This is a genomic window from Corynebacterium endometrii (assembly GCF_004795735.1).
In the GTDB taxonomy this organism is placed as follows: Bacteria; Actinomycetota; Actinomycetes; order Mycobacteriales; family Mycobacteriaceae; genus Corynebacterium; species Corynebacterium endometrii.
Genome location: NZ_CP039247.1, coordinates 495,273 through 516,532, shown reverse-complemented (window position 1 = coordinate 516,532; position 21,260 = coordinate 495,273). Strand labels below are relative to the sequence as shown.

The following is a 21,260-nucleotide window of genomic DNA, read 5'->3' as shown; positions in this document are numbered from 1 at the left end:
CCTAGATAGGGCGTTGAAGTTCTGGCAATTCACGGTCGCGCAGCCTGCCAAGCACCGCCGCGGCGTCCTGCGGTTCTAGGTCCTGCGCCTCCATTACAACTGGTCCTGCCACGAGCTGTAGCCTGACCGAGGCCACCCCCAACGCCTGCGCAATAGGCCCCGCTTTGTACGTTAGCTCTTGGATGTGCGAGCTGTGGATCGCCGCCACCCGCCGCGTGATGAGACCGGCGTGGGTTATGACCATATCGCGCAGGAACGTCACGCCCTGTTTGCCGCGGTCTAGCGGGGAAACAAACCACGCGCGCTTCGGCGAGGAATAGGTGGCATGAGTGGGGCCCTCGGGGCGGGCATAGGCCTCTATTTCTTCGCGCGATAAGTCAGAAACCAATGCAAAAAGTTCCATGGCCTGCTCACGCGTGCCCACCGGCAGGATGCGCGTGGAGCCGGACTGCTTGCCGCCGCCCTGGGCGCCGTAACCCGCCACGGAGACCTGGACCTCGTACCAGCCGAACAACCGCCACAGCAACGGCTGTGAGACCTGGACCGCGTGGATACGGGACAGGCGTATGGACTGGCGGCGCAGGTCCGTCAGCCCGTAATTGACGTTAAGGACCCGAGCGCCGGTCCTTTCGTCACGGGCTAGTCGTGCGGTAAAGCCCCACGAACTATCCAGCAGGCCCCAGATATTGGGCACGATACCCACCAGGAATGGGATGGACACTGATGCTGAAATAGGAAGGATAAACAGCAGCACCACTAATGCAGCGGTCAGCACCGTGCTCAGGCGCGTGGCGGCGCCCATGAGCGAGCGCCAGGATGAGATGGGGGCAATGATTTCCGCACCGGATTCGTGGCGGTCTGGATGCTCCCCAACCTCCACGGTGCCTGCGGGATTTATCCCGGCCGCTCTCGCCGATTCTGCGGCGGAGTCGCGATGGGCGCCGCGCACATGGCGCAGAACCTCGAGGCGCAACGCCTCCGCCTCGGCCTTCTTGAGGTAACCCACCTCCAGCGCGGAGCCCGCGCCGCCCGCGGTTTCGACCCGCACGGCCGCTAGTCCAAAGAGGCGGGCCATGAGCGTCTCCACAACGTCGACCGCTTGGGTGCGGTCATAGCGCGCAGATCGGAAGGAGGTGTTGATGACTCCGCGGCGGATGGAGATATCCTCATCGCTTAGTTTAAATCCCAGCTGGCGCCACCAAATGCGGGATAACCACCAGATGAGCAGGCACACCACCACAAACGCGGCCGCCGCGATCCCTACGCCCTTAAGCGCCTCGCCCAGGTGGCCCCCGCGCAGGTAGGAGACGGTTTCCGTCAGCATCTCTAGGTTGAAATTCAGGACCATCACCGTGAGCATTGCCGCGATGAAGCCCCAAAAGCGCAGCAACGGGGTTAGCGGATGGACGCGGTGGAATCCCTCGGCGTCCACGGTGGCGTTATCCGGCTTCTTGCGGTGCCGGCTCACAGCCCGCTCATCCTCTCACGCGCCTTGACGGTAAGACGCTCGCGCAGCGCGTCGGCCTCGGCGGCGCAAAGGCCTTTCACCTTCGCATCCGTGCCGGCCGACGCCGTATGCAACTCCACCGTCTTCAACCCATACATGCGCGCCACGGGCCCCGCCGTGACGTCTACGAACTGGATGCGTCCATAGGGCACCACGGTGAATGTATGCCAGAGTTTGCCGCGGGTAATCAGCAGTTCATCCGCGGTCTCCAGCCAGCCCATGTTGCGCACCTGGGCCGGTATGAGCCAGACAAGCCAAAAGAACAGCACGGCAAAGAGTGCCGCTCCAGCGTAGAACCAACGCCACGCGAAGTAGCCCAGTAGTATGCAGCCCAGCGCCAGTACCACCATCCACGTGAGGTTGACGATGTAGCGCACCTTAGCGAGCTTGGGGTCGACGGGATTCATCCCCTCATTAACTCCCGCCGCCGAGCCCGATGCGGGCGTCGATTCGGGTTGTGATTCTCTGGTGCTCATGGGTTTATAGGCTAGCAACCCGCAGCGCCATAAGCACTTGTTCTTAACATTTCTGGCCTTTATCCGCTGATACAAGTGGCGGTTTCATCCCCTCGTGCATAAGGGCTCGCCGGCCCGTGAGTTTCTTATATTCGGCCCCCTTGTAGCGCTACCAGGGCAAAATTAGGTTTGCGCGCCGGCTTGGTTGAATTATGTTCATAAGCAATAGGCTCGGCAAGATTGCACGAATATACGCAGGAAGAGATACGGAATCACTGTGAGTCACACTCCCGAAAACCACGCAGCGAAACGCAACGCGCGGCGCATCCTAAAAGACTTCATCTATCCGCACAACATTCACCCGGCGCTGGTTCCGGGAGTCTCTATCGAGGACCAAAAGGTCAAATACGGTGTAGATAAACCCATTCTGCTTACCGTAGGCGCGCTCATCGTCGCGTTTGTGGCATGGGGAGTTATCAACCCGCAGCAGGTCTTTGAGACTTCATCGGCCGCGTTGAATTGGGTCATGGTCAACCTGGGTTGGGTCTTTACCATCATCGCCGCGGGCATGCTGTTTTTCCTTCTCTTCCTGGCTTTCTCCAAGTATGGAAGGATCCCGCTGGGCCTTGACGGTGAGGAGGCGGAATACTCCACGCCTAGCTGGGCCGCGATGCTCTTCGCGGCGGGCATTGGCATCGGCATCATCTTCTTCGGCCCGTATGAGCCGTTGACCTTCTACCTCTCCCCGCGGCCGGGCGCGTACGACCCGGCGACCGAGGAGGCCATGCTGGGGGCGCTTGCCCAGTCCGCGATGCACTGGGGCATTAATGCCTGGGCGATTTACGCCATCGTCGGATTGGCCGTTGCCTATGTCTCCTACCGCCGAGGCCGGGTCCCGTTGATGAGTTCCATCCTGCAGCCGCTATTGGGGAACAAGGGCTCTGATTCATTCCCGGCACGCATCATCGACAGTCTGGCCATCATCGCGACACTCTTCGGCACCGCGGCGTCCTTGGGTATTGGCGCTTTGCAGATTGGCCGGGGCGTGGAGGTTGTCTCCGGTTGGTCCAGGGAGGGTAATGCCGTTGCTATTGGCATCATCGTGGTGTTGTCCATTGGCACCATTTTCTCCGCGGTCTCTGGCGTTTCTAAGGGCATCCGGATGCTCTCGAATGTCAACATGTTCTTCGCCGTGGCGCTCGCACTGTTTTTCTTTGTTGCGGGTCCAACGGCGTTCCTGGCGAACATGCTGCCGGCCACCATCATTGAATACCTGGCGGATATGCCGGAGATGCTCGCCGCCAACATGGGCCAAGGCGAGGATATGCAAGCCTTCTTGTCCGGATGGACCACGTTCTACTGGGCATGGTGGGTCTCGTGGGCGCCGTTCGTAGGCGTTTTTGTGGCAAAGATTTCCCGCGGCCGCACCATCCGCCAGTACGTGTTGGGCGTCCTTTTTATTCCATCCGCGATCATCGTCGCCGCGTTTACCATTTTGGGCGGCACCGCCGTCTGGATTCAGCACAACAGTGGCACCATCGCTCCCGACGGCACCACGGCTTCGCTCCCAGCGGCCGAAGAAATCTTCTTCGTCGTACTCGATCACCTGCCAGGCTCACAGTTTGTTGCGCCGGTGGTCATCGTGATGCTGGCTGTCTTCTTTATCACCACTGCTGACTCCGCCTCCTTGGTCAACTCCCAGCTGTCGCAGAAGGGAAACCCAAACCCAAAGAAGGGCGTGACGGTCTTTTGGGTGCTGTGCATGGCTGGAATCGCGGTGGTTATCCTGTTGGCCGGCGGCAACGATGCGCTTCAGGGCCTGCAGAATTTCATCACCATTACGGCGTTGCCGTTCGCCGTCATCATCATCGCGATGGCAGTCGCTCTCATGAGGGAGCTTTCACTAGACCCGGCCATCCTGCGCCAGCACTTTGAAGAACAAGCGCTGTCCAACGCGGTTATCCATGGCGTGCGCGACCATGGCGATAATTTCACCCTGGCCATCGACGCTACCGAACCGGACTCGGAATACGCGGCCGGCGCAGACTTCGATTCCACCGCGGAGGAAGTCACGTCCTGGTACGTGCGTACCGACGAGGAGGGCAACCCCATCCCTTACGACTATGAAAAGGGCGAGTACCCCGATGACCCCAAGGAGCCAGAGTCGCCGGAATCCCGGGGATGAGCCCGTCCCACCTGAGGCCTAAGCCGAAAACCACGAGACCCCGCCTGGTATGCGTCTGCAACCAGCGGCGGGGTGCGGGTAATTAAGGGAATAAAAGCCTAGTGGTGGGCCACATGCTCTGCTTCGATATGCGCCACGTGCTTGACGAAGAAGGAAGCGACCAAACCAAGCGCCGCGCAGGCGATCATGTAGACACTGATTGGCCACCATTCGCCACCGGACCACTCCATGAGGGCGGTTGCGATGAGCGGTGCGGTACCGCCGAATACCGCGGCGCCAACCTGGTAGCCCAGGGTTGCGCCGGAGTAACGGATTTCGGGGCTGAAGCTCTCCGCAATCATGGTGCCCAGGATTGCGTTCACGCTGCCCCACAGGAGACCAAAGCCCACGGCGGTGGTGGCAAACAATGCAAAGGTGCTGCCCGTATTGAGGATCATGTAGTACGGGAAGGCGTAGGCGATGGTCAGGATCGTAACGGTGCGGTACAAGATATGGCGAGGCACGCGATCCGACAGGGAGCCGAAGAGGGGGGTCCATACCGTTGCAATGAGTGCCGCCACCGCAACGGCGGTCAGCACCAGGTCGCGGCGGGCGTCCAGGATGCCGGTAGCGTAGGCAATGACGTAGGTGCCAAAGATGTAGAACGGGCCGGTTTCGGCGGCCTTGGCGCCGATGGAGACCAGCACCGCACGCCAGTGGTCCTTAAACACAACCTTGATCGGCAGGCGTGCAACCTTGCCAGACTGCTGAACCTTTTGGAAATCGGGGGTTTCCTCCAGCTTGTGGCGCACGAACATGCCGATGGCCACCAGGATGACGCTGCCCACGAATGGGATGCGCCATCCCCAGCTCATGAAGGCGTCTTCCGGCATCGTGCTGAGCAGGCCAACGAAACCCGAGGCCAGCAGCATGCCCAGGCTGATGCCCATCTGCGGGATGGCCCCGTAGAGGCCGCGCCGGTGCTTTGGCGCGTACTCGTAGGACAATAGCAGCGCGCCGCCCCACTCGCCGCCGATGCCAATACCCTGCATGATTCGGCAGATGATGAGGAAGATTGGCGCCGCGACACCGATGGTGTTGTAGTCCGGAATCAGGCCAATGGCCACGGTGCCGCCGCCCATGAGCATGAGGGTGATAAATAGCGTCTTCTTGCGGCCGATTCGGTCACCGATGTGGGCAAAGATGATGCCGCCGATTGGGCGGAAGAAGAAAGTCAGCGCGAAGGAGGCCATGGAGAACATGGTCGACAGGAATTCACTGTCGGTGACGAAGAACGTCTGGTTGAACACCAGGGCCGCAACGGTGCCGTAGACCAGGAAGTCGAACCATTCGACGGTGCTACCGCTGAGGCTTCCGACGATGACGCGCCAATTGAGCCCCGATTCCTTGCCCGGACCTTTGCCCGGTGACGCTGGCGGCGTCTGGGCCGATGAGTGTTGTGTAGTCACAGATTCAATCTCCTTGAACGAAACCTGCTTGAACATTCCAAGCTGGTTACGGATGAGCACGTGATAACTGGTTGGGGAACCGTCAGGTGAAAGTCCCACGTTGGCGCCCCTGCGAAATTGCACCGTGTGGTCCTACCATGTGGTTGGACCACAGACGCTAGTCGCCCGCGGGTGTGTGCGTCAACACAACTACATCCAAAAATGTGAGGTGGGACACCGCCGGGCTGGTGCATTAAATACGGCCCCCGCCGGGAATGCGCAGCTTAAGGCTACGGCGATCGCCGGCACACTATGGAGAAAATCCCCCGACTATGCCCCGAGCCTTGATTCCCCCTGCCTACCCCCGTTGCGGAATGGCCGGGGTTTAAAGAGGCCCTAGGCCTCTGCGTTAGTCTCCCGGTAGTACCCACGAATGTGGCGTTCCACCCGCTCGGACGCCGCGGCGCCATCCCCCTCGACCATGGCCTCAAGCACCCCTCGGTGCTCCCGCTGCAGCCTGCGCGCGGTGGCCTGCCAATCCGGCAGGCGGTGGGATAGCTCGAGGGTGTAATCGGAAATAGCCAGGCTCACCGCGCCCATCAGGGTGCTAAGCAGCGGGTTTTCCGCGGCGCGGGACAGGGCCACATGAAATTCCGCGTCCAGGCGCAAAAAGCCCTGGATGGGCATGTCGGGGTCATCCATGGCGTCCAGCATGTCGTTTATGGCCGCCACGTCCAGCTGGGCCGGATCGGACTGGCTCACCGCAGCGGTCTCCAGCAGCAGCCTGGTGCGGAAGATGTGCTCCGGCCGCATCTGCCGGCTGGCCAACTGCAGGCCCATGGCCATGCCAAAGGCCTGCTCGGGCGCGGCGGTGATGATGGTGCCGGAATTATGGCCGGACCCCGTCGCGGACTGGAGCACCCCCATAGCCTCGAGCACACGCAGCGCCTCCCGCAGCGAGTTCCGCGATACCCCAAGGGTCTCCGCCAAGGTGCGCTCCGCAGGCAAACGGTCGCCTATAGTCAACTGACCTGCAGCTAACTGAGAGGTGACCCAGTCCAGAACCTTTTCGTGCGCACGTGTCGTAGCCATAGCACCTTCAAAGATTAGCCGAAATCCTCCTGCAAACGGCCTTTACCCCCGCCTCCGCTTTCCACCCATGGAGGCCGCCGCCGGCCCTCCCCCGGCTACGCCCGCCACGTCCCGTTGTGAGCTGGATAAAACTAGACGAATTGGCGCAAAACCCACTAGGGTTGGAGGTGTCCACCCCCTTAATCTAAGGGAGTTGAGCGCGCGACCCTGCGGCGCGCCAGGGACCAGCCAGTGCTGCATTGGCCCTTTTCGGCCGGTTAAGCACCGGCGTGTTGTTCTCCCCATAAACACGGCCCTCCAGTCGCGCATTCACCGCAGGTCATATAGATTTTCACGCGGAAGAAGCGTAGTACTGAGCTCATATATTCCGCTAGGAGCTTGTATGAAAATCGCCCTCTTTTCCACATGCATCGGGGATGCATTATTCCCCGACGCGCACAAAGCAACCGCGCTCATCCTCGCCCGCTTGGGCCACGAGGTGGTCTTCCCCGAGCAGCAGACTTGTTGCGGCCAGATGCACTTCAACACCGGCTATCAGAAGCAATCGCTGGGCATGATCCGCTCCTATGCGGATGCCTTTGCCGATCCGTCGATTGATTACGTGGTTGCCGCCTCCGGCTCCTGCGTGGGCGCGGTCCGCGAACAGCACGTGCGCCTGGCCCAGCGCCACGGCTCCGCCGCCGACGTGGACGGCGCGAAGATTGCCGCGAATAAGACCTACGACCTTCCGGAGTTTTTGGTCGATATTGCCCAGGTCACCAATCTCGGCGCGTTCTTCCCCCACAAGGTGACGTATCACTCCTCCTGCCACGGGATGCGCTTCCTCAAGCTGGAGGACCGTCCATTCAAGCTGCTGAGCCAGGTGGAGGGCATCGATCTGGTCCCGCTCAGCAACGCTGAGGAGTGCTGCGGCTTTGGTGGCACCTTCTCGCTGAAGAACCCGGAAGTCTCCCAGGCCATGGTTTCCGATAAGGTCCGCCACATCAAGGAAACCGGCGCCGAATACGTCACCGGCGGCGATTCCTCCTGCCTGATGAACATCGCCGGCTCCCTATCCCGCCAGCGCACCGGCGTCCGCGCCGTGCATATGGCGGAGATCCTCGCATCCACTAAAGCCCATCCCTGGACCCCCACGTCCGCCGCGTATTCAAAGGAGAAGATGCTCTAATGTCTACCTATCTTGGCATGCCCACCGCCCCTGACGGGGTGGGCAATCTGCGCGGTGACCGTGGCTTCGTCCGTGCCGCCCATGACGGCCTCAACAACGCCACTCAGCGCCGCAATCTTCACCACGCCACTACCACTATCCGCGCCAAGCGCGAGGCCGCGGTGGGCGAAACCCCCGACTGGCAGGACCTGCGCAACGCGGGTTCGGCGCTTAAGGAAAACGTTGCCGCGCGCATGCCCGAATTGCTGGAGCAGTTCGAGGCCGCAGTCACCGCCCGCGGAGGCCACGTCCATTGGGCCCGTGACGCCGCCGAGGCCAACCGCATCATTACGGATCTCATCCGCGCTGAGGGCGTGGATGAGGTGGTCAAAGTCAAGTCCATGGCCACCCAGGAGATTGGCCTCAATGAACATCTCGAGCAGGAGGGCATCCACGCACAGGAGACGGACCTGGCGGAGCTTATCGTGCAGCTGGGCGAGGACAAGCCGTCGCACATCTTGGTCCCCGCTATCCACCGCAACCGTGCGGAGGTGCGTGACATCTTCATCCGGACGATGCCGCACACGGATGAATCCCTAACCTCCAACCCACCCGAATTGGCCGAGGCCGCGCGCATATTCCTGCGCAAGCAGTTCATGAAGGCCAAGGTGGCCATCTCCGGCGCCAACTTCGGCGTGGCGGAGACCGGATCCGTCACCATCGTGGAGTCTGAAGGCAACGGCCGCATGTGCCTGACCCTGCCGGAGACCCTGATTACGGTCATGGGCATCGAAAAACTCGTGCCCACCTTCGCGGACCTGGAGGTTTTCCTGCAGCTTCTGCCTCGGTCTTCCACCGCGGAGCGCATGAACCCTTATACCTCCATCTGGTCCGGGGTCACCGAGGGTGACGGCCCCCAAAACTTCCACATCGTGCTACTAGATAATGGCCGCACCGCCGCCCTGGCGTCCGAGATCGGTCACCAGGCTCTCAAGTGCATCCGGTGCTCCGCATGCCTCAACGTCTGCCCGGTATATGAGCGCGCCGGCGGTCACGCCTATGGTTCGGTCTACCCGGGCCCCATTGGCATCGCCTTAACCCCCCAGCTCACCGGCATTATGGATCATCATGATCCATCCGCGTCGCTGCCGTACGCCTGCTCCCTCTGCGGGCGTTGCGATGAGGTCTGCCCGGTCAAGATTCCGCTCTCGGATGTCATTTTGGAAAACCGCTACCAGAAGGTCACCAACGCGGCGCCACCCATTGAGCCCAAGCTCTTTAGCGTGGTCCAGCTTCTGTGGGGCCATCCCGGCTTGTGGAATCAGGTCACCCGCATGGTGGCCCTGGGCCGCGTGCTGGGCGGCTTCAACGGCACCATTGAGAATCTTCCGTTGTTCCTGTCCGGGTGGTCCGATGGCCGCGATACCGCCGTCCCGCCAAAGAAGTCCTTCCGCCAGTGGTTCGGTTCTGATGAGGCCCAGCAGCTTCTCGCCGATGCCCGCGCCGAGGGCCTGCCCGGCACCACCCCACAGGAGGAGAAGTAAGCATGAACGCGAAATCTGAGATTCTCCAGCGCATCCGCACCGCCCAGAAAAGTGCTGGGTTGCCCGCAAGTGTCGAGGTCCCGCGGGATTATCACCGCAGCGGCACGCTGGACCGCAATGAGCTCAAGGAGATGCTCATTGACCGCCTCGAGGACTACAAGGCCGAGGTTCACGTCACCGATGAGGATGGCCTGCCCGCGTGCCTCGCGGACATCCTTGAGCAGCGGCAGTGCCGTCAGGTGCGCTACGCCCCAGGCCTCGACGCGGCGCTGCTGGGCGGCTTCGGCGGCACCGCCTTGCCCGACGACCCTTCCACCGACCCCCGCGATCTCAACGCCGTTGACGCAGTGGTCACTGATTCCCACGTCACCTCCGCCCAGACCGGAACCATCGTCCTCGAAGCCGGCGATCTGTGCGGGCGCCGCGCGCTTACCTTGGTGCCGGACCGGCACGTGGTCATCGTGCGCGCCGATTCGGTGGTCTACGGCGTCCCGGAGTTGGTCTCACGCATCAAACCCGAGAAGCCCGCGACTTGGATTTCCGGGCCGTCGGCTACCTCGGACATCGAGCTCAGCCGCGTCGAGGGCGTCCACGGGCCCCGCGACCTCATCTGTGTTCTCGTCTACTAGCCGATCACTACTGGCGAAAGCGGCTCTTCTACGCAAATGACTGCTCGCAAACGACCGACATCAACCACATTCGCCTAGATTTGGCCCTCATCCCAGGTCTTTTACTCGGTGCCGGTCGTTTGCAGCCAGTCTTTTGGGTTTGGGGCCGGTTATTGCAGGCCTGTAACGCCTACCGGAAATCCCGGGATCCGCGGGAGAGGTATTCCCCCAGCGGAAGCGGCTCGAGGCGGTCCGCGGCGATTGTCGCGGCGCCGGAGGCGTTTTGTACGATGCCGCGGACAATCATCGCCCGGGCGGTCCGAGCTGTGATCCTGTCGCGGTTCCACAGCCCCGGCGTGACCATGACATTAATAAGCCCGGTCTCATCCTCTAGGCCAAAGAAGACCACGCCGCCCGCGGTACCCGGACGCTGGCGGTGGGTGACAATGCCTGCGACCTTGATGCGGGTGGAGTCGGGAAGAGAGAGCAGGCGGCTTGCCGGGACAATCCCCTGCGCATCGAGCTGCGCGCGCACCATCTCCATGGGCTGCTTGTCATGGGTAACGCCCGTGGACGCCACGTCCGTGGCCATGAGCTCAAACGCGCTCATGCCCGGCAGCGACGGCGCTGTTATGGCGGATAATCCCGGCAACATGCCCGCTCGCTCCGTGGCGGCAACGCCCGCCTGCCACATGGCCTGACGCCGGGTCAACCCCAGGCAGTCCAGCGCCCCGGCTTCCGCCAGGGCCTCTACCTGAGTCACGGACAAATCCGCGCGTCGGGACAAATCGGCAACACCGCTAAACGGCGCGGCCTCCTCCACGCGCTTGGCCGCCTTGTCCCCCAACCCCTTGATCAGGTTGAGGCCTAAACGGATCCTCGCTTCCCCCTCGCACATCTCGATGCGGGCCTGCTCGCCGGAGTCATTGATGGTGGCCGGAAGAACCGCCACGCCATGGCGGCGGGCGTCCTGAAGCAGGGACTGCGGGGAGTAAAACCCCATGGGTTGGGCCCGCAACAGGCCAACACAGAATTGCGCCGGGTAATGGTATTTCATCCACGCGGAGAAATACACCAAGGATGCGAAGGACTGCGAATGAGACTCCGGGAACCCATAGGCGGCGAAGGCCACAATTTTGGACCACAGCTTGTCCGCCACCTCACCCGTAATCCCGTTGGTGGCAGCGAGGCCTTCATAAAAGCGCTTGCGGATGGCCTCCATGCGTGCGGGCGAGCGCTTGGAACCCATGGCCCGGCGCAGGTCATCCGCCTCCGTGCCCGAAAAACCTGCTGCATCCACCGCAATCTGCATCAATTGCTCCTGAAACAGCGGCACCCCCAGCGTCTTTCCCAGTGATTTTTCCAGCACCGGGTGGTCATATTCAATAGGTTCTAGCCCATCACGCCGGCGCAGGTACGGGTGCACGGAACCGCCCTGGATGGGGCCCGGGCGGATCAGCGCCACCTCCACCACAAGGTCAAAGAAGCGGCGGGGTTTTAACCGCGGCAAGGTGTTCATCTGGGCGCGGGATTCCACCTGGAACACGCCTACGGCATCGGCACGGCAGAGCATGTCATAGATCTCCCGCTCCGCCAGATCTAATTCCCAGAAATTAACCTTATCTCCCGTGCTTTCTAGCACCAGATCCTGCATGTGATGGAGCGCTTCGAGCATGCCCAGTCCCAACAGGTCAAACTTCACCAAGCCCGCCGCGGCGCAATCATCTTTATCCCATTGCAGCACGCTACGGCCTTCCTTGCGCGCCCACTCCATGGGCACCACGTCCGCGATGGGGCGGTCACACAAGACCATGCCTCCGGAATGGATTCCCAGGTGACGCGGCTGGCCTTCAAACTGATCCGCCAGCGCCTCGACGTCCGGGGGCGGGTCCGCGGTCCCCTTGGACCACGCATCCGCGCTGCCCTGCGGGTAGCCCAAGGCGCGCGCGGCATCGCGCACGGCCCCCTTGCCGCGGTAGGTAATGACGTTAGCCACCTGAGCGGCGCGCTCGCGGCCGTGTTTCTCGTAGGCGTACTGGATAACCTCCTCGCGGCGGCCGGATTCAATATCGATATCGATGTCCGGCGGGCCATCACGGTCAGGGGATAAAAACCGCTCAAAGAGCAGGCCCGCTGATATGGGCTCCGCGTTGGTGATCCCCAGGGCGAAGCAGACCGCGGAGTTCGCGGCGGAACCCCGACCCTGGCACAAGATATTGGACTCCCGCGCAAAATCCACAAGGTCGCACACGATGAGGAAGTAGCCGGGGAAATCCAACTGCTCAATCACGCCTAGCTCATAATCAATCTGGGTCATGGCGCGCTCGCGGATATCCGCTGGGCGGGAGGCATAACGGACCTCTGCGCGGCTGTGGGTAAGGTGTTTGAGCCAGCTCATCTCCGTGTGCCCCTCTGGCACGTCAAAATGCGGCAGGTTGGGCGCTAGGGACTCCCACGTGAAGGCGCATTCCTCCAGTACGCTGAGGGTCTCCTGCAGGAGGTGCTCGCGGCCCGGGATCATCTGGGCCAGCTGATCCCCGGAGCGCAGCCAGTGAGCGCCCATGGGGTGCTGCTCCGGTTCCGCGGCCTCTAAGGACATGCGCCTGCCCAGGGCCTGTTTCGCCGCCGCTAGGCGCGCCTGTTGCCGAGTCGCGGCCGCCGGGCGGGCCGATACAATGGCGCGGAAATTATTGTATTTATCCAGTTCAGCGTGCCAATCGGCGTCTTCCGGGGTCATGGTTACGGGATATTCCAAAACCATGCTGTCTATTTTTATTCTTTCGATAAGATAATCGATTTTTCCCAACCACTCCGGGCCGATGAGGAACAAGCAGTGCTCCTGAAGGAGCCCTGCAATCTCCCCCATGGGCGGATACAACACCCCACCCTTCTCCCCCGCCGCCATCCTGGCGCGGGCAATCAAGCGGGACAGGCGCCGGTAGCCCTCCGGGTTGCGCGCAAGCACCGCGAGCACGCCATCTGCCGTGGTCAGTTCCGCGCCATACAACGTGGGCAAATCCGCCTTCGCGGCAGCCTCCGCAAATTTCATCAGGCCATAGAAACCATCGCGATCCAGCAGGCCCAAACCCGATAAACCCAGCTCCACCGCGCGGGAGACTATATCTTCAGGCTCGGAGGCGCCGGCGAGAAAACTGTAGGCGGAGATGCAGTGCAGCTCGGCGAAAGGCACCGTGGATTTCCCGCGCAACACTGGGCCCGCCCCACGCCCCGTATGGTCAACCGGAACGGGCACGGGCCCGGGCCTCCCGGAGAGAATCCTCTCCACCCGGGACCATGACAGCGCTCGCCCGCCATTGAACCTCATATGCCGAACCTCATGACCGCCAAGAATACACCCAATAATCGCTTAATTAGAAATTTTGTTCTAATCCTGCCGGCTCCCCCGGCGTCACGAAATAGACAAAGCTGTTCAATAGTTGCTAGGTTCAACCTCTAGAACTTCTATTACCAAACTCGAAGGAATATCCATCCATGCAGATTCGTCGCGTATTGGCTGCTTCCGCAGCCACCGTCGTTGCAGCTACCGGCCTCGTTGCCTGCGGCTCAAGCGCTGAGGACACTATCGTCATTGGCACCACCGATGCGCAGCTTGAAGAGTGGAACGTGTTCCAGCAGCTGGCCGAGGAGGCCGGCTACAAGGTTGAGCTGCAGTCCTTCTCCGACTACAACATCCCGAACAAGGCCCTAGATCAGGGTGACCTGGCCGCTAACAAGTTCCAGCACCTGAAGTTCTTAGCCGAGTTCAACAAGGGTAACGGCGCTGACCTTGCCCCACTGGCAGCAACTGAGATCTACCCACTGGCCCTATTCTGGAAGGACGGCGACAAGTCCGGCCTCGAGGGCCAAGACATCGCTATCCCTAATGACACCACCAACCAGGGCCGCGCCATTAACCTGCTGGTCCAGGAGGGCCTGGTTACCCTTAAGGATCCAGAGATCGATGATCCTGCTCCGGCTGACGTAGACACCGAGGCGTCCAAGGTAACCATCACCCCAATCGATGCCGCCCAGACCGCCTCCGCGTACAACGAGGGCAAGCCGGCCATCATTAACAACTCCTTCTGGCCACAGGCTAACGTCACCATCGATGACGCCGACCTGCAGGACGACCCTAACTCCGAGCTCGCAGAACCATACATCAACGTATGGGCCGTCAAGTCTGAGGACGTCTCCGATGAGGCCCTGGTTGAGCTGGCCAAAATCTGGAAGGATCCGGCAGTCACCGAGGCAGTTCTGGAATCCTCCGGCAACTCCGCAGTTCCGGTTGAGCGCTCCCAGGAAGAGCTGCAGGCCATCCTCGACCGCCTCGAGTCTGAGTAAAACGCCCTCCCCCTCCACCCCATCCCTAGAAGCCACCCGAACCTCTCGAGGCCCCGGGTGGCCTCTTGCGTGAACAGACCCGCCTCGCCGCAAAGGCGGGCACGATTAAAGAATTAAAGGATCTACTTTCGATGAATATTCGCCGTGCGTGCGCCGCTGCCGCCGTTTCCATTGCCACCGCCGCCGGCTTGGTCGCCTGCGGCTCCGATTCTTCCACCGAGGCCGCCGAGGACAATGTAATTCAGGTTGGCACCACCGACGCGGAGCTGCCCGAGTGGGAAGTTTTAACGGAACTCGCGGCCAAGGAAGGCATTGAGGTTGAGATGGTGTCCTTCGCGGATTACGCCACCCCAAACCAGTCCCTTGCTGAAGGTTCCACGGACACCAACAAGTTCCAGCACCTGAAGTACCTGGCGGAATACAACGTGGGCAACGGCACCAACCTCGTTCCGGTAGCCTCCACGCAGGTCTACCCCATGCCGCTGTTTTGGAAGGGCCACGATTCCATTGATGGAATCGAGGGGCAGGAAGTAGCCATCCCCAATGATGCGACCAACCAGGGCCGCGCCATCAACCTGCTGGTATCCAAGGGATTGGTGGTGCTCAAGGACGGCGTAGACCCGTCCCTGACCCCGGATCCCGCCGATATCGATGAGGAAAAGTCCAAGGTAAGCGTCACTCCCGTGGACGCGTCCCAGACGCCATCCGCCTACGGCGAGGGAAAGCCAGCTATCATCCTGAACTCCTTCTTCAAGCGCGCCAACATTGACCCCTCCACCTCCTTGTTCACCGATGATCCGGCGGGCGAAGGCGTTGACCGCGCCCTGCAATTCGACCCGTACATCAACGTGTGGGCCGTTCGCGAGGAGGACAAGGACAGCGAGGACGTAAAGCGCCTTGCAGAGCTCTATTTGTCCGATGAGGTCAAGGCGGCCGTCCAGGAAACCACCGGCGGCACTACCATCTTTGTTGAGGAGTCTCAGCAAGAACTTCAGGCCATCTTGGACCGCCTCGAAGAAGACGCTCAGTAAACCCCACACTCTCAGGGAAGAAAGAACGTGACTGAAACACGCAAAGCCGGAACTCGCATTGAGTTCCGCGACCTAACCAAGGTATTTAAAACCAAGAAGAAGGACGTCAAGGCCCTCGACGAGGTAACCTTGACCGTCGAATCCGGGGAGATCATTGGCATCATTGGTTACTCCGGTGCCGGCAAGTCCACCCTCGTGCGCATGATTAACGGCCTGGATACCCCCACCTCGGGCAGCATTAAGCTCGACGGCAAGGAGATCGTCGGGATGTCCGAGGCGAACCTTCGCAAGATCCGCCGCGACATCGGCATGATCTTCCAGCAGTTCAACCTCTTTTCTTCCCGCACCGCCGCCGGCAACGTTGAATACCCGCTCAAGCTGCAGGGCATGCCCAAGGCGGAGCGCAAAAAGCGCGTCGCTGAACTCCTTGAGTTCGTAGGCCTGTCCGAACGCGGCAACAATTACCCGGAGGAGCTCTCCGGCGGCCAGAAGCAGCGCGTGGGCATCGCCCGAGCGTTGGCCACCAACCCCTCGCTCCTGCTGGCGGACGAGGCCACCTCCGCACTGGACCCATCCACCACCCAGGAGGTGCTTGACGTCCTGCGCCGCGTCAATGACGAACTGGGCATTACCATCGTGGTGATTACCCACGAGATGGAAGTTGTCCGCTCCATCGCCGATACGGTCGCCGTAATGGAAAACGGCCGCGTGGTAGAGCACGGTTCCATCTATGAGGTCTTCTCCCGCCCGCAGACCCCGGTGGCCCAGCGCTTTGTGGCCACTTCCCTGCGCAACACCCCCGACCTGGTCGAGGCCGATGATCTGCTGGCCCATGAGGGCCGCCTGTTTACCATCAACCTGACAGAGAATTCCGGATTCTTCGGTGCGGCCTCAGCCCTGCGCGAGGCCGGCGCCGATATCGCCATCGTGCACGGCGGCGTGACCACCCTTCAGAAGCATTCCTTCGGCAAGATGACCGTCCGCATCAACGGCCCGGAGGACGCAATCAAGCAGTTCTACGACACTCTAACCGCAACCACGGAAATTGAGGAGATCACCCGATGAACGTGACTACTCTCGCACAAGCTAACTGGGACCGCCTTGGCGATACCCTCATCGAGGCAATCTTTGACACCCTCATCATGGTCAGCCTCACCATGCTCATCGGCGGTCTGCTGGGACTAATCATCGGCGTCTTGCTCTACACCACCCGCCCCTCAGGAATCCTGAGCAACCGCGTGGTCTACACCATCTTGAACATCCTGGTGAACTTCGTTCGCCCCATCCCGTTCATCATCTTGCTGGCGTTCGTCCAGCCGGTCACCGTGGCCGTGGTGGGTTCCTCCATCGGCCGCGAGCCCGCCACATTCGTGATGGTCATCGCCGCGACGTTCGCGGTGGCCCGCATCGTTGAGCAAAACCTGGTGGCCATCGATCCCGGCGTGATTGAGGCGGCCCGCGCAATGGGCGCCTCCCCTTGGAAGATCATCACCACGGTGATTATCCCCGAGGCCCTTGGCCCGCTGGTCCTGGGTTACACCTTCCTCTTCATCGGCGTGGTGGATATGTCCGCGATGGCCGGTTACGTGGGCGGCGGCGGCCTCGGCGACTTTGCCATTGTCTACGGCTACCGCGCCTTCGAATGGGAGGTCACCCTGGTGGCGACCCTTATCATCATCGTTCTGGTCCAGGCGGCCCAGTTCTTTGGCAACTGGCTTTCCGCAAAGATCATGCGCCGCTAAATCGTCGCGCACCAAAGATGCGGTACCCCTTTCGTACTGGGTACCGCATTTTTGTGTTTTAGGTGGCCGCAATACCCGTGGCCGCCCACGCGGTGCCGGGCTTGGGCGCGTCACCGCAGGAGGAAATGACGCCATTTACGGCGCGTTTTTCCAAGGTCACCTCCCAGACGCGCCCGTCGGGGTGGGTCACGGTCACGGCCGCCGGCTCGTCCGAGTTCTCCCCCACCTTCAGTTCCCCATAGCGCACCGCCTCGCCGTCGCGGGCAAGACGAGTGGCTACCGCTAACTCAGCCACCTGCCCGCGCGGGCTATGAAGCCCCGAGCCGCGGCACGCGGGGATAAACATCTCGCCGTCCACGGCCCTGGCCACCATCTCCTTGGCGGCCTCCACGTTGAGCCGGCCGAAGGAATAACCCCACGGCAGCACGATGACGCTAGGGGCGAAGCGGTGGCCCTTGGTGTGCGAGGATTCCCAGACCAGCCCGGATGGATAAACCTCATCCAGCGCCGCAGCCAATGGGCGGCCCTTAACCGCGCAGCACACGTCGCGACGCCCATGCGTGCACACCAATATCAGCGGGGTATCGATTGGGCCGCCTCCGTTGCGGCCGGGGCCGGTCAGGTCTAGGTCCAGGATCGCCTCGGGTCCACTCAACAGCAGCAGCTCCATGGTCCCCTGTTCGGCCCACACCAGGTAGCAGCGGTGAAGTTTGCCCACCTGGCGACCGTCGCGGCCGGGGCGGCGAACAAGCTGCAGGCCGGCCACCCCCTTGAGCTTTGATTTAAGCTTCGCGGTGAGCTCTTCGCCAAAGGTGCCCCCGTCTAAAACATCATGGGACCACCCGCCCGGCCATTCGAAGACCACATAGACAGACTCCTTCTTCGCCGTTCCCGGCAGCGGTTCTACCTGCGCATCCGAGCAGCGCGATCCCGCCGAATCCGCAGGTCCGGAAGTTGGGGTGTCAGCAAGTGCGTCAATCATAGTGCCAGTCTAATCGCAATGCCGGAAGGCCTCCCAAAGCCCCCATCCCACCCCCGTGGGCTTTCCCCTAGTCACGCCACTTCAGCCCCATGCGTTTACAACAATTCGCTTACGATACCGCCGATTTACCCCTATTGAGTTTCACTTCACCCCTCGGCCCATTACGCTTTAACTCATGAATAAAAGTATCCGTAGTTTCCGCACCCCTGCTGTGGCGCTCTCTGCCCTTACCGCTTGCGCCGTAGCCCTGTCTGCCTGCGCGCCTACGGATGACTCCACCCCCGGCTCCGGAGACCCCGCCGCCTCGGATAGCACCATGGCCGCCACCGCCGGTTCAGCCACGCAGTCCGGCGCCGCCACCCAGACTAGCTCGGCCGCGGTTCCCGCAAACCCGCAGACCGCCGAGGCCGGCGTGGCCCCCGTGGGTGACGCCGATCTAGCCATGAAGACCCTGCGCCCCGAGCCCACCGCCATGCTGGTTCCCACCGGTGTCCGCGTCGGCGTGCACGAGGGATTTGAGCGTGTGGTCTTCGATCTTGAGGGCGAAGGCACCCCCGGCTGGTTCATCGACTACACGGATTCGCCCGCCCAGCAGGGTTCGGGCAACGCCGTGGATTTCAACGGCGCGGTAGCCCTCAACGTCAACATTGACGGCACCACTTACCCATTTGAAATGGGCATGGAGGACCCCCACATCGGCACCGTCCAGGGCAAGGGCGGCATTGTCACCGAGATCATCAGCCTGGGTACCTTTGAGGCTCGCTCCCAGTTTGTCATTGGCCTCGACGCTAAACACGCCTACTCCGTTGAGGTGCTCCAGGAGCCAACCCGCCTGGTCATTGACATCTTCACCCGGTAATTATCGCCGCCCGCGGCCTTTATTCATAGGCCGCCTCCACCCGCCATTGCCCCTGGCTCCACAGCAGCAGCCACGCGCGTTGGTGTGATTCCTTTTCCGCCTGGCCCACAACCTGGAGCCGGGCTACCTTTTCGCCCTTGTCATTCCACCAGAAGGTATCCACAGGCCATGGCCCCGCCCACGCGGCCACGCGGTAGCGCTGTTTTCCCCAGCCCAGCGCGTACGGCACGGAGGACAACAAGGCTTCCGCGGTGACGTACACATCCTTGGCGGCGGCATCAATCAGCCTCACCCTGGCCGATGGATGCGTTGCCCCGCCGCCTAAGCGCGCCGGCAGTGGTGACGGAATCCTCCCCGGCCAGCTGCCTTCCGAGACCGGGTCCCGCTCCTCCCCGTAGGGGACAAGCTCAATCCGCTCCGCCACGCCACGGCCACCGGCCGGGCGCGGCTGCAGCACCCTATCCACGCCCAGTTGTGACTGCACACGGGAGATGACCCGGCGCGCCTGGTCTTCCGTGGCCCCGGTCCCCCACAGCTGGCCCACCATTTCCGGCGCAGCGGTCTCCAACGGATCCAAGATGAGTTCTGTAATTCCGGCACCATCAGCGTCCGCCGCCCGGGCCCGGGTTAGCCAGCCATCTAGCTGCCAACGCACCCGGTCAGCGGTGGCCTCCTCTGTCAACGCCGAGCGAGTGCGCCACATGCGCTCTACCGTTTTACCGCTGGCCAATTCCGCGCTGATCCGCAGGCGCAGGCACACCACGCCGGCGGCCGCTAGGCGGTGGTGCAGCCTGGCCGCCAACTGGCGGGCGGCGAACGCCGCGGTATCCACGCGCTCAATGGGTTCTTCCGGCGCGAAGGATACCGCCAGATCACTCACTGGTAATTCCGGCGCCACACGCCGGTCCTGGGCGGCCCGCGCCACCGAATGGCACAGGCGGCCCGCCTCGCCGAAACGCGTCACGATCTGCGGCAGCGGCAATTCCGTCAGCTCGCCCAGAGTCCGCACGCCCAGCACTCCGAGCTTGTCTATGACCGCCGGCTCGCACCCCAGCGCTACCTCCGCGCTGAGAATCCCTACCGGCATCCCGGACAAATACGACCGGGACTCGCCCGGCGCCACGACCATGCCGCCACCAGGATGCCGGGCGGCGATGAGCGCCGTGGCAATCTCATCCGCAACCCCCACGCACGCATCCACGCCTTGGCGGGCGGTGGCATCCAGCAGCATCTCCACTGCCCTGTCCTCACTGCCGTGAAAGCGGCCGGCCGCGGCGGCGTCCGCAATCACGAGGCCCGGGCGCATGACCTCCACCGAAGAGGCCACCTCATCCAGGCTGCCCGAAATCTCCGCAAAGACCACACCATCCCGGTCCGGATTGGACTCCAAGACCGCCACGCCCGGGCATATAGCCTGAGCCTGGCGGATCTTCATGCCCCTGCGCACGCCCGCCGCGCGCGCCTCCGCGCTACACACTTGGACCCTGTGCTGGCGGACCACCACGACGGGACCATCAAGTTCCCCCGCCGCCTCAATCCGGGCGGCCTGGATGGGCCAGTCAGGAAACCACAGGGCCACCACGCGCTGGCGCACCAGACGGTTACAGGGCTGGCCACTCATACCGCTTCTAGCTTTCTGTGCTTACCGCATGTGACGGTGGCGTGCGCCGTGCGCTGCCCCTTGGATTGCACGGCAACCGCAATATCCACGCCGTTAATCCGGCCGGTTCCCCGGCCTATTCCGCGATACGTCACCACCTCAGCGCGGATAGTCAACACCGGACTGGGAACGCAAGCCCCCACGCTAAGGACCGCGGCCCGCCCGCCGCGAATCTTGGCCAGCACTGGCCGTGCCCTGGCCGGGGACAGCGTGACCGGCGCCCCATGGTGAATGACCAGATCTAGCCCCTCGGCCAGCACCGCGGTCACGCCCCACGGATCTACGCCCGCGTCCGGGATGACGATTGCCTTGGAGATATCCCCGCTCTCGCTAACCTGTGCGAGTGAGAGTTCCGGCCAGCCCACCACGGCCACGTGCCCGCCAGCCCTAGTAACGTGAGAAATTAGCTCTACCACCAACGCCGGGCAATCCGCCATGGACGCCACCGCGCGGCGCGGCAGCCCGCCGCCCGGGAGGGCTTTTTCCAGCTCAAGCGGGACTTTAAGATATTCACGTTCCCCCACCTCAGCGTCCGGCGCGGCCGCGGGGACGGCAGTTTCGGGGGTGGTGAGCGCCTCCATCTGAGCGCGCAAAGTGGCGATGCGGTCAGCCCGGCTCAGGTGGCCCAGCTCCTCCACATCGCGCAATTTACGAACTGCTGTTTGACTCACACCACTAGT

Annotated in this window: 17 protein-coding genes; 9 read left to right on the top strand and 8 right to left on the bottom strand. The window is 62.3% G+C overall.

The window, feature by feature from the left end:
• Position 1: 1 nt before the first annotated feature.
• Positions 2-1,468, bottom strand: coding sequence for a PH domain-containing protein (locus tag CENDO_RS02350; RefSeq protein ID WP_342773419.1), 1,467 nt, complete (start codon positions 1,466-1,468; stop codon positions 2-4).
• Positions 1,465-1,914 (bottom strand): PH domain-containing protein, encoded by a 450-nt coding sequence (locus CENDO_RS02345; protein ID WP_136142100.1) that lies wholly within the window; start codon positions 1,912-1,914, stop codon positions 1,465-1,467. Before CENDO_RS02345 ends, CENDO_RS02350 begins: the two co-directional genes overlap by 4 nt.
• A 325-nt stretch (positions 1,915-2,239) precedes the next feature.
• Here CENDO_RS02345 and CENDO_RS02340 point away from each other — a divergent pair, with 325 nt between their 5' ends.
• The gene (locus CENDO_RS02340) at positions 2,240-4,147 is read left to right on the top strand and encodes a BCCT family transporter (RefSeq protein ID WP_246014342.1); all 1,908 of its coding nucleotides are present in this window, start codon (positions 2,240-2,242) and stop codon (positions 4,145-4,147) included.
• A gap of 98 nt (positions 4,148-4,245) precedes the next feature.
• On the opposite strand, the gene CENDO_RS02335 is transcribed toward CENDO_RS02340, so the two are convergent.
• Complete coding sequence (locus CENDO_RS02335; RefSeq protein ID WP_246014340.1) at positions 4,246-5,595, bottom strand: MFS transporter; 1,350 nt, start codon at positions 5,593-5,595, stop codon at positions 4,246-4,248.
• A gap of 375 nt (positions 5,596-5,970) precedes the next feature.
• Positions 5,971-6,666, bottom strand: a complete 696-nt coding sequence (locus CENDO_RS02330; RefSeq protein ID WP_136140603.1) for a FadR/GntR family transcriptional regulator — start codon at positions 6,664-6,666, stop codon at positions 5,971-5,973.
• A gap of 382 nt (positions 6,667-7,048) precedes the next feature.
• Between CENDO_RS02330 and CENDO_RS02325 the strand changes: the two genes are divergently transcribed.
• Genes CENDO_RS02325 through CENDO_RS02315 form a run of 3 tightly spaced genes read left to right on the top strand, consistent with a single transcriptional unit; the run spans position 7,049 to position 9,986 of the window.
• Complete coding sequence (locus CENDO_RS02325) at positions 7,049-7,834, top strand: (Fe-S)-binding protein (RefSeq protein WP_136140602.1); 786 nt, start codon at positions 7,049-7,051, stop codon at positions 7,832-7,834.
• On the top strand, positions 7,834-9,357 hold the full coding sequence (locus CENDO_RS02320) for a LutB/LldF family L-lactate oxidation iron-sulfur protein (protein ID WP_136140601.1): 1,524 nt from the start codon (positions 7,834-7,836) through the stop codon (positions 9,355-9,357). Before CENDO_RS02325 ends, CENDO_RS02320 begins: the two co-directional genes overlap by 1 nt.
• A gap of 2 nt (positions 9,358-9,359) precedes the next feature.
• Positions 9,360-9,986, top strand: a complete 627-nt coding sequence (locus CENDO_RS02315; RefSeq protein ID WP_136140600.1) for a LutC/YkgG family protein — start codon at positions 9,360-9,362, stop codon at positions 9,984-9,986.
• 169 nt (positions 9,987-10,155) lie between these two features.
• Here the strand turns inward: CENDO_RS02315 and CENDO_RS02310 are convergent, their stop codons facing one another.
• The gene (locus tag CENDO_RS02310; protein ID WP_136140599.1) at positions 10,156-13,290 is read right to left on the bottom strand and encodes an error-prone DNA polymerase; all 3,135 of its coding nucleotides are present in this window, start codon (positions 13,288-13,290) and stop codon (positions 10,156-10,158) included.
• Between the two features lie 167 nt (positions 13,291-13,457).
• Between CENDO_RS02310 and CENDO_RS02305 the strand changes: the two genes are divergently transcribed.
• The 4 genes from CENDO_RS02305 (at position 13,458) to CENDO_RS02290 (ending at position 17,079) form a co-directional block, all read left to right on the top strand.
• A complete protein-coding gene (locus tag CENDO_RS02305) occupies positions 13,458-14,306 on the top strand; it encodes a MetQ/NlpA family ABC transporter substrate-binding protein (RefSeq protein ID WP_136140598.1) in 849 nt (282 codons plus the stop codon).
• A gap of 131 nt (positions 14,307-14,437) precedes the next feature.
• Positions 14,438-15,337, top strand: coding sequence for a MetQ/NlpA family ABC transporter substrate-binding protein (locus CENDO_RS02300; protein WP_136140597.1), 900 nt, complete (start codon positions 14,438-14,440; stop codon positions 15,335-15,337).
• Positions 15,338-15,364: 27 nt separating this feature from the next.
• Entirely contained in the window at positions 15,365-16,402 is a 1,038-nt protein-coding gene (locus tag CENDO_RS02295; protein ID WP_136140596.1) for a methionine ABC transporter ATP-binding protein, read from the top strand.
• Positions 16,399-17,079: a methionine ABC transporter permease gene (locus tag CENDO_RS02290; RefSeq protein WP_136140595.1), complete on the top strand. Its 681-nt coding sequence runs from the start codon at positions 16,399-16,401 to the stop codon at positions 17,077-17,079. The genes CENDO_RS02295 and CENDO_RS02290 overlap by 4 nt, the downstream gene beginning before the upstream one ends.
• A gap of 58 nt (positions 17,080-17,137) precedes the next feature.
• On the opposite strand, the gene CENDO_RS02285 is transcribed toward CENDO_RS02290, so the two are convergent.
• Entirely contained in the window at positions 17,138-18,061 is a 924-nt protein-coding gene (locus CENDO_RS02285; RefSeq protein WP_136140594.1) for a ferredoxin family protein, read from the bottom strand.
• A gap of 175 nt (positions 18,062-18,236) precedes the next feature.
• Here CENDO_RS02285 and CENDO_RS02280 point away from each other — a divergent pair, with 175 nt between their 5' ends.
• Complete coding sequence (locus CENDO_RS02280; protein ID WP_136140593.1) at positions 18,237-18,920, top strand: AMIN-like domain-containing (lipo)protein; 684 nt, start codon at positions 18,237-18,239, stop codon at positions 18,918-18,920.
• Positions 18,921-18,939: 19 nt separating this feature from the next.
• On the opposite strand, the gene CENDO_RS02275 is transcribed toward CENDO_RS02280, so the two are convergent.
• Both CENDO_RS02275 and CENDO_RS02270 read right to left on the bottom strand, forming a co-directional pair.
• Complete coding sequence (locus CENDO_RS02275) at positions 18,940-20,541, bottom strand: DNA polymerase Y family protein (RefSeq protein ID WP_136140592.1); 1,602 nt, start codon at positions 20,539-20,541, stop codon at positions 18,940-18,942.
• The gene (locus tag CENDO_RS02270; protein WP_246014338.1) at positions 20,538-21,251 is read right to left on the bottom strand and encodes a hypothetical protein; all 714 of its coding nucleotides are present in this window, start codon (positions 21,249-21,251) and stop codon (positions 20,538-20,540) included. Before CENDO_RS02270 ends, CENDO_RS02275 begins: the two co-directional genes overlap by 4 nt.
• Positions 21,252-21,260 lie beyond the last annotated feature (9 nt).

Coding starts and splice junctions, on each gene's coding strand:
- CENDO_RS02345 (WP_136142100.1), bottom strand. CDS start 1,914: ATGAATCCCGTCGACCCCAAGCTCGCTAAGGTGCGCTACATCGTCAAC.
- CENDO_RS02330 (WP_136140603.1), bottom strand. CDS start 6,666: ATGGCTACGACACGTGCGCACGAAAAGGTTCTGGACTGGGTCACCTCT.
- CENDO_RS02325 (WP_136140602.1), top strand. CDS start 7,049: ATGAAAATCGCCCTCTTTTCCACATGCATCGGGGATGCATTATTCCCC.
- CENDO_RS02320 (WP_136140601.1), top strand. CDS start 7,834: ATGTCTACCTATCTTGGCATGCCCACCGCCCCTGACGGGGTGGGCAAT.
- CENDO_RS02315 (WP_136140600.1), top strand. CDS start 9,360: ATGAACGCGAAATCTGAGATTCTCCAGCGCATCCGCACCGCCCAGAAA.
- CENDO_RS02310 (WP_136140599.1), bottom strand. CDS start 13,290: ATGAGGTTCAATGGCGGGCGAGCGCTGTCATGGTCCCGGGTGGAGAGG.
- CENDO_RS02305 (WP_136140598.1), top strand. CDS start 13,458: ATGCAGATTCGTCGCGTATTGGCTGCTTCCGCAGCCACCGTCGTTGCA.
- CENDO_RS02300 (WP_136140597.1), top strand. CDS start 14,438: ATGAATATTCGCCGTGCGTGCGCCGCTGCCGCCGTTTCCATTGCCACC.
- CENDO_RS02290 (WP_136140595.1), top strand. CDS start 16,399: ATGAACGTGACTACTCTCGCACAAGCTAACTGGGACCGCCTTGGCGAT.
- CENDO_RS02285 (WP_136140594.1), bottom strand. CDS start 18,061: ATGATTGACGCACTTGCTGACACCCCAACTTCCGGACCTGCGGATTCG.
- CENDO_RS02280 (WP_136140593.1), top strand. CDS start 18,237: ATGAATAAAAGTATCCGTAGTTTCCGCACCCCTGCTGTGGCGCTCTCT.
- CENDO_RS02275 (WP_136140592.1), bottom strand. CDS start 20,541: ATGAGTGGCCAGCCCTGTAACCGTCTGGTGCGCCAGCGCGTGGTGGCC.